General features: G+C 44.1%; 8 protein-coding genes and 1 other RNA gene. 6 read left to right on the forward strand and 3 right to left on the reverse strand.

From position 1 onward, the window contains the following. The first annotated feature begins 385 nt into the window (after nucleotides 1-385). The 3 genes from rnr to ssrA all read left to right on the forward strand — a co-directional run bounded on the left by rnr (nucleotide 386) and on the right by ssrA (nucleotide 4853). Nucleotides 386-3163, forward strand: a complete 2778-nt coding sequence (gene rnr, locus gpAD87_RS23310; protein WP_064641204.1) for a ribonuclease R — start codon at nucleotides 386-388, stop codon at nucleotides 3161-3163. A gap of 180 nt (nucleotides 3164-3343) precedes the next feature. After that, nucleotides 3344-3826 (forward strand): SsrA-binding protein SmpB, encoded by a 483-nt coding sequence (gene smpB / locus gpAD87_RS23315; RefSeq protein WP_024629496.1) that lies wholly within the window; start codon nucleotides 3344-3346, stop codon nucleotides 3824-3826. Nucleotides 3827-4488: 662 nt separating this feature from the next. After that, nucleotides 4489-4853, forward strand: a transfer-messenger RNA (tmRNA) gene (gene ssrA, locus gpAD87_RS23320). Between the two features lie 184 nt (nucleotides 4854-5037). Here ssrA and gpAD87_RS23325 read toward each other — a convergent pair. Next, entirely contained in the window at nucleotides 5038-5967 is a 930-nt protein-coding gene (locus tag gpAD87_RS23325; protein WP_064641205.1) for a nucleoside hydrolase, read from the reverse strand. 23 nt (nucleotides 5968-5990) lie between these two features. Beyond that, entirely contained in the window at nucleotides 5991-7172 is a 1182-nt protein-coding gene (locus gpAD87_RS23330; protein ID WP_064641207.1) for a NupC/NupG family nucleoside CNT transporter, read from the reverse strand. Nucleotides 7173-7499: 327 nt separating this feature from the next. Between gpAD87_RS23330 and gpAD87_RS23335 the strand changes: the two genes are divergently transcribed. Then, on the forward strand, nucleotides 7500-8594 hold the full coding sequence (locus gpAD87_RS23335; RefSeq protein ID WP_064641209.1) for a carbohydrate kinase: 1095 nt from the start codon (nucleotides 7500-7502) through the stop codon (nucleotides 8592-8594). Between the two features lie 323 nt (nucleotides 8595-8917). Here gpAD87_RS23335 and gpAD87_RS23340 read toward each other — a convergent pair whose 3' ends face one another. Then, nucleotides 8918-9598: a hypothetical protein gene (locus gpAD87_RS23340; RefSeq protein WP_372829537.1), complete on the reverse strand. Its 681-nt coding sequence runs from the start codon at nucleotides 9596-9598 to the stop codon at nucleotides 8918-8920. Between the two features lie 243 nt (nucleotides 9599-9841). On the opposite strand from gpAD87_RS23340, the gene gpAD87_RS23345 reads away from it, so the two are divergent. Next, nucleotides 9842-11095, forward strand: coding sequence for a mechanosensitive ion channel family protein (locus gpAD87_RS23345; RefSeq protein ID WP_064641211.1), 1254 nt, complete (start codon nucleotides 9842-9844; stop codon nucleotides 11093-11095). Between the two features lie 226 nt (nucleotides 11096-11321). Next, the gene (locus tag gpAD87_RS23350; protein WP_064641213.1) at nucleotides 11322-12572 is read left to right on the forward strand and encodes a macrolide family glycosyltransferase; all 1251 of its coding nucleotides are present in this window, start codon (nucleotides 11322-11324) and stop codon (nucleotides 12570-12572) included. Nucleotides 12573-12613: the final 41 nt, after the last annotated feature.

A 12613-nucleotide genomic window follows, 5' to 3' on the forward strand; every position in this document is an offset into this window, starting at 1 on the left:
CGAGAAGAAACGGAGGTTTTTTAATAAATTCATCCATGACCAGTCTTTTCCAATGAACCACATGATTCTGATCTTCGATTTCTTCTCACTTCCGTTCGGTTACCTTCCTACATATTCGCCCTGTTCTGGGCCGATTCTTTTCAGTCTTTTCGAGAGCAAAACACATGTAGCATAAATGCTGTTATGATGCATGAAAGCGCGGTTATGCAAGGGGCCATGCATGCTTGGTTTATTTTGCAGGGTACGGATGCGCCGGATTGAATTCGTGTATACTAGGGTATGAGATAGTGAGGCCTGAGTTAATTGGTTTTTCTATTTGTAAGGTTTCCGATACATAGAGAGATGAGACAAGATTACACTTTTATGTTTCCCGAGGTGAATATTAATGATAACAGAACAACAATTGCTCGACTTCATGCGGGATACCGCTTATAAACCGATGACTTATCAGGAACTGGAACAGCACTTCGAGATTGAAGACGCGGCTGATTTCAAAGCCTTTTTAATTATGCTTAATACGTTGGAGGAATCCGGCAAAGTCTTGCTGACTCGCAATAACCGCTACGGTATGCCAGAACGTATGGATTTGGTGCGCGGACGTTTGCAGGCTCATGCGAAGGGGTTTGCTTTCCTCATCCCTGAGGATCGGGAACACCCGGATGTGTACATCCATGCCAATGATATGAAAAGCGCGATGAACGGAGATACGGTATTTGTTAAAGTGACTTCTCAAGGTCCTTCCGGTGGGCGTTTGGAGGGCGAGATTGTCCGTATTGTTACCCGTGCGGTCACGCAAGTGGTCGGTGTATTCCAAAGCCACGAGGTTTATGGCTTCGTCATTCCGGACGACAAGCGGATTAACCGGGATATCTTCATCCCACGGACGAACTTTAATGGAGCTGTTGATGGGCAAAAAGTTGTTGCGAAAATCGTCAGCTATCCAGAGGGCCGGGCAGCAGCAGAAGGTGAAGTGATCGAGATTCTCGGTCATAAGGATGAACCGGGCATTGATATTTTGTCAGTGATCCGTAAACATCAGCTGCCTGAAGCTTTCCCGGATGAAGTGGTGGAAGAATCCGAAAAAGCACCGGATGCCATTACGGAAGAAGAAATTATCCAGCAAGGTCGCCGCGATCTGCGTGGGTTGAATATCGTTACGATTGATGGCGAAGACGCGAAGGATCTCGATGACGCTGTCAATGTGGAGAAACTACCTAACGGTAACTATCGTCTGGGCGTTCATATTGCCGATGTAGGCTATTATGTGCAGGAGAACTCCAAGCTGGACCAGGAAGCGTACAATCGGGGATGCAGCGTGTATCTGGTGGACCGTGTTATTCCGATGCTTCCGCAACGGTTGTCCAACGGGATCTGTAGTTTGAACCCGCAGGTAGACCGCTTGACCCTGTCTTGTGAGATGGAGTTCAACGACCAGATGAAGGTTGTGAAACACGACATTTTCACAAGTGTTATCAAGACCAAAGAGCGGATGACGTATTCCAACGTTCGTAAAATTCTTGAAGGTGAAGAGCCTGAATTGTTGGAGCGTTACAAGGACCTAGTGGATGATTTCCACTTGATGAAAGAGATTGCTTTGAAGCTTCGTGCGATGCGTATGCGCCGCGGTGCGGTTGACTTTGATTTTGAAGAATCCAAAATCATCGTGGATGAAGAATGCAAACCAGTCGATATCGTGAAACGGGAGCGTTCGATTGCGGAGCAAATCATTGAGGAATTCATGCTGGCAGCCAATGAAACGGTAGCAGAGCATTTCCACTGGTTGAAGGTTCCGTTCATTTATCGTGTGCATGAAGATCCAGATCAGGAAAAACTGCAAAATTTTCTCGCCTTTGCGGCGAATTTCGGACACCACGTCAAAGGACGTGGCAACGCGATTCATCCACGGGCGCTTCAATCCCTTCTTGAGGATATCAAAGAAACGAAAGAACAAACCGTTATTAGTACAATGATGCTGCGTTCCATGAAACAGGCCAAGTATGATTCCGAGATGTCCGGTCACTTTGGTCTGGCAGCAGAGTTCTACAGTCACTTCACATCACCGATCCGTCGTTATCCCGACCTCGTCATTCACCGTGTTATTCGGGAAGTGATTGAGAACAATGGAGCTTTGCCTGAGAAACGTCAGGAGTATTTGGCTGGACGTATGGCCGATATTGCGCAACAGTCTTCGGAGCGCGAGCGTGTGGCGGTTGAAGCTGAGCGGGATACAGAGAAAATGAAGAAAGCCGAGTATATGCTTGATAAGGTCGGTGAAGAGTTCGAAGGCATGATCAGCAGTGTTACCAGCTTCGGTATGTTCATTGAACTGGAAAATACGGTAGAAGGTCTGATTCGCCTGAGTGCGCTCACAGACGACTATTACCATTTTGACGATCAACATATGGCTTTGATTGGCGAACGTACCTCCAAAGTCTTCCGCATCGGTGATGAGGTGAAGATTCGAGTGGCGCGTGTGAGCATGGAAGAGTACACGATTGACTTTGAAATGGTTGATATGAAACCTCGCGGCGAACGTCCAGGTGGCTTCAGCGGTGGACGTGGTGGTAAAGGTGGACGTCCTGCTGGTGGCGGAGCACGCGGTGGTGCGAAGAGTGGTTCCGGTGGATTCAGTGGCTCGCGTGGTGGTAAAGGCGCCCCAACTGGTGCTGGAGGCAGCCGTGGGGGCAGATCTGCCGATGAGAGCAGCAAAGGCGGACGTGGCGGTCGTAGCGGAGCTTCGAACACAGCAGGAAGCGCGGGTGGCAAAGGTGGCGGCAAACCGAGAGGTGAGCGTCGTGCTGGAGATATCGGCGGATCAGCGGGTCGGAGCAAGGGAGCGGTAAGCTTTGGTTTTGGCTCGGGCAAAGGTGGTTATAGCTCTACAGCAGGTGGCCAGGAAGGCACTTCAGCTAGTGGACAAGGGAATGGTCTGAACAGCGGCAGCAGTCGCGGTGAAGGTAGCTTCAAATCCGGTAAAGGCGGAGGTAAAGGTGGCAAAGGCGGTAGTGGACGCAAAAACACCTCACCTAGCGGTGTGTTTATCGGAGAAGGAGCTACACCGGGCGGTGTTCAGGAAGGCGGAGCACCACGCCGTAAGCGCAAGAAGAGTAAAGGCGCACCAGCCAACGGAACGGCGGCTTTTGTACGGAAGAAGAAAAAGTAATCGCGTTTCGCTGAGCATGAAATGAGTGTAATGGGAAGGGGCGGCGCAGACCGCCTCTTTCTTGATTTTAACAGCGGTCCTTGCTACAATTAAGGTCTGGCATGTGGTACCTGAGAAAATGTATGGTGCGCTGCTGTAGAGCATAGGTACCGGCTTATTTTACGGAGAAGGAGTGAGGACATGGGCAAGAATGATGGACAGAGTAAAGTGCTTGCACAGAATAAAAAGGCTTCCCATGACTACTTCATTGAAGATACGTATGAAGCGGGCATGGTGCTTACCGGAACGGAGATTAAATCTCTTCGTAACGGCCGTGCGAATATTGGCGATGCATTTGCCACGATTCGGAACGGTGAGATTCATATTCACAATATGCATATTAGTCCTTTTGAACAAGGGAACCGTCATAATCCAATTGATCCAACACGTACGCGCAAGCTGTTGATGCATAAAGTGCAGATTCACAAGCTGCTAGGGCTGTCGAAGCAAGACGGATACAGCATTGTACCGCTGAAGATCTATATTCGTAACGGGTATGCGAAGCTATTGCTCGGATTGGGTAAAGGTAAGAAGCAGTACGATAAACGGGAGTCTGCAGCAAAACGCGATGCACAACGTGATATTCAACGGGTACTGCGCGAGAAGCAGAAGGTGGCTCGTTGATTGGGTTGCTATGTGTTGAATTGCGCATGTTAAGTTAGTTAGTTATAAGCGCGTCATGTTAGAAATAAGGATCTCAAGGTTGCCCGTAATGGGGTGGAGCTTGAGATTTTTTGTTTTGATTAGAGGTTTCTTGTTAAAGGGGAAGCGGTGTAATGAGTTTGGCGCAACACGCTCATTTGCCGTGCGCCAGTCAGATTATTGTGCCGGTTATGATATGAGATACACCAGTTGTTGCCACGTATCCTGTCTATTAAGATGTTAGGTTAGTACAAGTTAAAACTGTATGGTTTATTGGCAAGGTTGATGGAGTAAGTTTGCAGATGGCTGCGTAGTTTGTTCGGATCGTGGGTAAGATAGTTAAGTGGAACTGTTTGTGAATCGTTGGCATTGGGTACTCAACTTTACTTCCCTTGAGGGACGCGGTATAATATGTAGACGCTTGAGCATCATATGTGTGTTGGTTAAGCTTGCACAGTTGCTCAGTCTGCTGGAACGTCTTCCAGCAATCTGTACTATATCGGTGATTGTTCCTGTGTTATGATGTTCTTGTAGCAGACAGGAATGCCGAGTTTGAAAGAAGCATCTTTTTACCTTGGAGGAAAAAGATGTGCAGCACCTTTGCTCCGTATTCACGGATTAATCCTGGAGCCCTTCTTATATGAGGGGGCGTTTATGGATTCGACGGGGATAGTTCGAGCATGGGTAGCGGGTAGTGGGGACGCGTCCGCTTCATCAACGCTAAAGCCTATTAAACGGCAAACAACAAACAAACTACGCTTTCGCAGCCTAAGAAACTGTGTGCGTGCTTCTAACCTGCATCGCCCATGTGACAGGATTAGGGGCTAACAAGTAGTGGGATACGCTGTCACATCTCCGCCTGGGGTGTGCTGAAGAAGACAATCAGGCTGACCCAACGTATAGCCGGTTACGGGGCGATACTCGGGTGACATCAAAACTGTGACTACACCCGTAGAAGCTTATGTGTCGTTATCTTCGGACAGGGGTTCGACTCCCCTCGCCTCCATTAGAGTTAGTAAAAGCCACCAACCAGTGATCTGGATGGTGGCTTTTTGGTTTTTAATATAAATAACCTTAACAATAATAAAAACGGAGGTGGTCAAGACGTTTGAAGATCGAAAACACCTCCAGGAAATTTTAAAAAAAGCAAATCAACATGCAACGAAGCAAACCAAAGGTGCTATCACTAGATTCTAGTATTTTTTAAGTGCGTCAATCATTAGTTTCCAAAAACCGTCTACATCAAGTTCTAAGCCAAACTTGGCATTAACTTTTCTACCAGTGACCCCGTGCAGATCAACTAGGGTTGTTCCCGCGGTATACTCACCTTTCGTTTCCACGACAATATTCACATCTTTAGTCTTGAACAATTCGGGTGCCACACAATAGGCCACAGTCAAGACATCGTGTACCGGTGCTCCATCAAAATCGAACATTTCTTTATAGGTCGATGCAAAAAATACGAGTAGTTCGCCCACTATTTTAGCGACATGGTTATCGATCTTATTTACTTCGTCGATCACTTCTTTGGTCGCCAAGGCTTGATGTGTAATATCCAGTCCCATTACTACGGTTGGAATACCGCTATCAAACACTTTTTTTGCAGCTTCTGGATCAGCCCAAATATTAAACTCAGCAGTTGGTGTCCAGTTGCCAATAGTTCCGCCGCCCATGAGTACAATCTCATCAATATTGCTTTTAATTTCCGGTGCTTTTGTTAAAGCTAACGCAATATTGGTTAACGGTCCTGTTGGAAGAAGGGTAACTGGCTCTGTCGACTCTTTTACAAGTCTAATAATGGTATCAACGCCATGTTCTTCGCTCCAGCTGCGGGAAGGTTCAGGAAACTTAGGACCATCCAAGCCTGAATCCCCATGAATGCCAGGCGCATTTTCACGTAAACGGACCAAAGGCTCACTGGCCCCTTTTGAAACCACAACATCATTTAACGAAATCAAATCACAAATTTGTAAAGCATTTTGAGTCGTTTTTTCAATTTCTGCATTTCCGGAAACGGTTGTAATCGCTAGAATCTCCAATTCCGGTTGTGCAGCAGCTAAAATAATCGCAATGGCGTCATCGTGTCCTGGATCACAATCCATAATCACTTTTCTTGTTGTCATTATATTTCACCTCTACATTTTATTTACATAACAAGTCCCATCATTGTGCCTGAAATAACAGATGCTAATGTTGAACCTAACAGCAATTTAAGAGCAAACTTCGCAACATGGTCTCCTTGTTTGTCGCTGATCGATTTGATTGATCCGGAGATGATGCCTAGCGTTCCGAAATTTGCGAAACTAACTAAATAAACAGATATAATAGCGACCGTTTTCGAGGAGAATTGGTTCGACATATCACCAAAGCTCAACATAGCAACAAATTCATTCGTAATCAGTTTGGTAGCCATAATTCCGCCTGCTTGTACAGCTTCTGTCCACGGAACTCCCATTAAGAAGGCGATTGGCGCAAAAATATAACCAATTACCGTAACGAATGAAACGTGTAATGCGCTTTGGAAAATCACATTGACCAGCTCCATCAGGGAGATAAATCCTAGCAGCATGGCACCAACAATAATGGCGATTTTAAAACCATCGATTACGCTTTCCCCAACCATTCGGAAGAATGGTAGCCGTTCTTTTTCCTCAATTTCAACTAAGTCCTCATCCTCATCCAGATCATATGGATTAATGATATTGGCAACGATAAGAGCGCTGAAAATATTCAATACAACAGCCGTTACAACAAACTTGGGCTCCAGCATATTGGCGTATGCTCCAACCATCGCCATGCTTATTGCACTCATTGCAGATGTACAAATCGTATATAATCTTTCTTTGGACAGATGAGGGATTTGTTTGAGAATGGTTAAAAATACTTCCGGTTGTCCAAGTGCAGATGTAGATATGGCAAAATAACTTTCAAGTCTGCCCATTCCCGTTATTTTGCTTAGAAACAGACCTAAATATTTAATGAGGAAAGGCAATACTTTGATATAATTCAGAATTCCAATCAATACAGACATGAACACAAGAGGCATTAACACGCCAAGGAAAAACGGGACTTGACCTTCATTCGCCAAGCCGCCAAATACAAACTGTATTCCCGCATTGGCAATCCCCATCAGCTTTTCAAACAACAAGCCCACTTTTGTAATCGCAATGATCCCTATACTCGTGTTCATCATAGAGTAAACCAAAAGGATCTGTATGACCAACATGATCAGAACACGGTTGTATTTTATTTTTTTGCGATTGTTGCTTACTGCAAAACCAATAATAAAAACAAGAAGAAGGCCAGTTAGTAAGAAAACAAAATTCATGTATATCTCCTCCATGTTAATGCCAATGTCTCATGCAAGATTGACTTGTCTGTCCACAAGATAATTAACAGCCAATGTACACCTCCTAATAGTTATAAACAAATGTTTATATATAAAACATATGTTTAGTATACGCTTTCATTTTATTGTGTCAATACACAAAATTAAATCATGATGCTAGAGATCCATAACAATCCATAACAAATGGCTAAATTTTGCATGGCACGACTGCATGAATTCATTTGAAGGTAATTTTAGTTGTATAATGAATACGAGGGACAAACACGCGGTTGTATTGAGGAATATAAGAAGAAATGAGGTTACTTCGTGGATAAAGAAAAACAAATTTTAGACTATATAAAAATGAATCCTTATATATCTCAACAAGAGTTATCCGCTAAGGTTGGTTTATCCCGTCCGACGGTTGCCAATTATATTGCCAGCTTGACCAGACGCGGTGAAATCAAGGGAAGGGCTTATATTTTGCGGGAAGACTCGTCGGTTGTTTGTATTGGAGGGGCCAACATAGACAAGAAAGCACGATCGAATCAGATGATCAGTTATTCTTCATCCAATCCGGTAAAAATCAATGAATCCTGCGGCGGCGCAGCACGCAACGTTGCTGAAAATTTAAGCCGGCTCAATTGTAATACTTCCATTATGACTTGTGTCGGAGACGATAAAGAAGGCGACTGGATCCTAAATGAAATAAAGAGCCAAGGTGTTGATGTTAGTCAAGTTTGGGTGCTGCCAACTGAGCGGACTGGGATTTTCATCACTCTTCTGGATCCAACCGGTGAGAGCGTGGTCTCGATGGATGATATGCAAATATACGAAAAAATGACGACGTCCATGTTTGAGGAGAAGTGGTCCTACATCGTTTCCTCGCAAGCCGTTTTTATGGATACGAATATTCCTAAGGAATGTATCAGCTATATCATTAAACGTTGTGCCGATGAACATATTCCTTTGTACATAGATCCTACATCTGCAGCCAAAGCGCAAAAACTTCCATTTCGTCTCGACGGAGTAGAACTGTTGCTCCCCAACCGAGTTGAAGCAGAGGTGCTTGCCGACATGAGAATTGACTCAATTGAGGATTGCCAGATCGCTTGTGAAAAAATTAGAGGACGTGGCGTTAAACAAGTAATGATTACGCTTGGCGATCAGGGGGCGTATTATTCTTCCTCGGAGGAATCTGGACATTTGCCTTCTATCCTGACGGATATTGTGGATACCACAGGGGTTGGTGACGCGTTTTCTTCTTGTGCCATATATGGAATCATGAACAATGAATCGCTTCATAGCGCGTGCCAGCTGGGACTTGCAGGTGCTGTTCTTACCCTTCAAACGGAAGAATCGATTTGCACATCTTTAAAACCTGAAAAAATACATGAAGTCGTACAGGTGTATTCACGATAACATTTACTTGTTCGCTACATTAATGGGCGATGTCTATGGCGAGTCAAATAGGACCATGGTTTAACAATAACTATGTAGGCGATCCCCATGCCTCCACCAACTTTGAAAAAAGCGACCGTATTAGGTCGCTTTTTTGCTTTTCCGTAATCTGTCGGGGATGGTGAAATCGTGTGGTTGAGGCAACATCAAATAAACTGGCATCTATAAGGTCAAAAAAGGGCGAATCCAAAGTCACCTCTTACACAGGTATGAGGTGAACGATTACGTCATTGCACTCTACGCAACGATTCCATCGTCAACGGCAGTAAATCTCTTAACTCATATTAATTATTGAACAACGGCTCCGTGCGAAGCAAATAGTTACCCCTTACCTCTGCAGCCCAATAAGCAAAGACCTCTCTCCATTGAACACTGTTAAAGAAATCGTCTACGGATTGGTTGTCGGAATCCCAGTCAACAAATATGTTGAGAGGTGTGATTCCTCCAGCCCAAATTCCATTACTGACGTCCGTTCCCTTCTCCCTCACTAATAAGATTGGAATACCAAATTGAAAGGCCATGGCAGGCTCGATTTGAGAAAAGGTCGACCCTTCCCAGAACGGAGTGGTCGTTGGGGGCTCCCCAACATTGGATTCAAGAATTTGAACAAAAAATCTTCGGAAGTTGATTGCGAGCAGTCCATAGCTTGAAAAAACCAAGCGCCGTATATTCGTTAGAATGTTTTCCGGGTATTGTTCACTAACGGGCAATGTGCGGGGAAAGAGCAATGCATCTTCAATTTCCCTAATCAGACGGTTCAAAAATTGCTCTTGCGGGCCATTTACCGTGTTGGTTGTACTCAAAAATATAGGAATACGAAAAGCACGGTCTACACATGCATCGATAGCGGATGTTGTGTCCTTTTCATTATGAATGGCCTTATTTGGATTTAAGGAAGAGGTTCTTAAATTACCGCGGACGGGAGGAAGCTCCGTTACCATGCTTACGGGGGAAAGCTTTTTCATGGCAATAGGCTGAGTCTTAGCCTTATTTTTTGTATTACTCAATGTTCACATCTCCAATGCAAGAGTCTGGTTTATATTTAGCCCAGTCTATGCACATTAGCCCATTTATGTGACGTGATACTCATGAGCGGGGGCAAGTACCCTTTACCCATCAACCGATTACTGTATTATTTTGAAATTTTACTTCGTACTAGAATGTAATTTATAATAATAAGTTAATATAAACCGCGTCAGGAGGATACAATGGACTTTATCAAAAATCAACTAGACGGAACTGGCATGAGTGAACAAACCATTGGATATCTTTCGAATTTGATCATGGTGGTATTTATAGCTGTGGTCTCCATACTGGCTAATTTTATAGCCAAAAAAATCGTACTGAAGATTATTATCCAAATCATCAACAACAATCGGTACACGTGGGATAAAATCATTGTGGAGAAAAAAGTGTTCCACAACCTCTCGCATCTGGTACCGGCGATTATCATTTATTATTCTGCGTATGTCTTCCCGTCCTATCAAGCTTTGATTGAAAAAGCAGCTTTAACTTATATGATCGTCATAACCATCACGGTATTAAATGCGCTGCTTAATGCCTTTGATACCATATATCGTTCATATGAAGTCTCTAAGATTAGACCCATTAAGGGATACATTCAGGTAGCCAAGATCATTCTTTTCATCATTGGAGGCATTATCGTCATCTCGAGCCTCATTGGTCAGAATCCGTTGATTATACTCAGTGGACTCGGCGCTTTATCTGCCGTTCTGATGCTCGTCTTCAAGGATTCCATATTGGGACTGGTGGCAGGCGTGCAATTATCATCGAATGACATGGTGCGTGTCGGTGACTGGATTGAAATGCCCAAATATAATGCAGACGGCGACGTCATCGATATTACATTAAACACGGTAAAGGTTATGAATTTCGATAAAACGATCACGATGATTCCGAGCTACGCGCTCATCTCCGATTCATTCAAAAATTGGAGAGGCATGCAGGTGTCCGGTGGCAGAAGGATTAAGCGAAGCGTCTATATCGATACAAGCAGCATAAGCTTCTGCACCAAGGAAATGATTGGGGAATTTCAGAAGATCCACTATCTTACGGATTATATCGAGACAAAATTAAATGAAATTAACGAATACAACATGGAACACCACATTAATACGGAAAGCATTGTGAATGGTAGACAGCTTACGAATGTGGGTGTATTCAGAGAATATATCCATCAATATCTGAGGAATCATCCGAAAATTCATAAGGACATGACGTTGATTGTGAGACAGTTAGCACCGGGAGATAACGGACTACCACTTGAAATCTATGCATTCAGCAATGATATCACCTGGGGTGTGTATGAATCGGTTCAAGCGGATATTTTTGACCACATCTTCGCCGTTGCGCCGACATTTGGTCTTCGTGCTTTCCAAAATCCAACGGGTCATGATATCGTGCAACTAAAAGAAAGCCCCCAATATTCGAGAGGATATTGAGATATGTTATTTACCTGATCCAAAATGAATATGATCAGAGAGAGCACCGTAAAGGTGCTTTTTTTGTTCAAAAAGTGACATATATACTATTTACAAAAATGGAAATAATTAATAGTATATTCATATGGGCATGACTTCCAGATTTTATTTTAAACGTATCGTATCTTGAAGCTAGAAATAAAATGTCCCGCTTTGAAGATTGGAAAATTTAATGGAGGTGAATCTTATGGCACGTGTATTAGTTGTAATGATGCCTGCAGAAGGGCATATCAATCCGACGCTCGGAATAATCAAGGAACTGGTAGAGAACGGCGATGAGGTCGTCTACTGTTGTACCGAAAAATATCGGACGAAGATTGAAGCGTTAGGCGCACAATTTAAAGCATACTCCTTTAACGAGGCAAGCCTGCTCAACAACCCAGATATGAAGCCGTTTGAAATCAAGCACCCTTATCAATTTTTATATATGGTTTTGAAAAAAATTATTCAGCGGTTTATTCCGGATGTTCTAAATCTGATCGAAAATGAAACCTATGATTATTTAATTTTCGACTCCTTAATAGGCTGGGGAGGACAAATTTTAGGCGAAAGGCTGGGTATCCCAGCAGTATGCTCAACCAGTACCTTTGTTTTTGTGGAGCCTCTCGGATCAGGTAATCAAAATCAACTGAAGGATGACGATGAGGAGGTTAAGGAGCTATATAATGGCATCATCGAGATGTCCCAGCAATTAGCTTCCCAGTTCAATGTGGCTGTGCCTTCTCTGTCAGAACTTTCAGGGCATCCAGGACAACTGAAGATTGTTTATACAAGCCGTTATTTTCAACCCATGGGGGACAAGCTGGATGAGAGCTTTGTGTTCACCGGCCCATCGATTACAACTCGCAAGGACGCACCATCCTTTGCCAAGGAATCTCTGCATGCCGTTTATAAACAAGCGGTTTATATTTCGATGGGAACCATTTTAAATAAGGATCTTGATTTTTATAAGCTGTGCTTTAAGGCTTTCGGTGATTTGCCAGTGCAGTTTATATTGTCTTCAGGGAATGATACTGATTTGGAGCCGATTGCGGATCTCATTCCTGACAACTTCATCATCAGACCCTATCTCCCACAATTGGAAGTGCTGCAGGGTGTAGATGCTTTTCTGACACATGCGGGCATGAACAGTACAAGCGAAGCTTTGTATTATAATGTACCGTTGGTCATGCTCCCGTTAACCTCGGATCAGCCACGTGTAGCTGGCCGGGTACAGGAGCTCGGAGCAGGAGTCATCGTGGATAAAAATAACCTTACACCCGACGTACTGAGAAATGCAGTATTAGAAGTGCTCGGCAATGCCTCCTACAAGGAACATGCTGAGGTTATTGGGAAAACGTTACGTGACGCTGGCGGGTACAAACAGGCTGCTATAGCGATTAAGAACTTTATGGGCGAACCGTCGTTATCGGCCACACCCATCTCTTCGCTTGAATAAAGAGGCGAATTGCCTCTATTAATATTAGACGAGAAAGCCAC

This window comes from Paenibacillus sp. AD87 (assembly GCF_001659845.1).
In the GTDB taxonomy this organism is placed as follows: Bacteria; Bacillota; Bacilli; order Paenibacillales; family Paenibacillaceae; genus Paenibacillus; species Paenibacillus marchantiae.

Bases quoted from the DNA above. Each gene is read 5' to 3' on its own strand.
- rnr (WP_064641204.1), top strand. From the start codon at position 386: ATGATAACAGAACAACAATTGCTCGACTTCATGCGGGATACCGCTTAT.
- smpB (WP_024629496.1), top strand. From the start codon at position 3,344: ATGGGCAAGAATGATGGACAGAGTAAAGTGCTTGCACAGAATAAAAAG.
- gpAD87_RS23325 (WP_064641205.1), bottom strand. From the start codon at position 5,967: ATGACAACAAGAAAAGTGATTATGGATTGTGATCCAGGACACGATGAC.
- gpAD87_RS23330 (WP_064641207.1), bottom strand. From the start codon at position 7,172: ATGAATTTTGTTTTCTTACTAACTGGCCTTCTTCTTGTTTTTATTATT.
- gpAD87_RS23340 (WP_372829537.1), bottom strand. From the start codon at position 9,598: ATGAAAAAGCTTTCCCCCGTAAGCATGGTAACGGAGCTTCCTCCCGTC.
- gpAD87_RS23345 (WP_064641211.1), top strand. From the start codon at position 9,842: ATGGACTTTATCAAAAATCAACTAGACGGAACTGGCATGAGTGAACAA.
- gpAD87_RS23350 (WP_064641213.1), top strand. From the start codon at position 11,322: ATGGCACGTGTATTAGTTGTAATGATGCCTGCAGAAGGGCATATCAAT.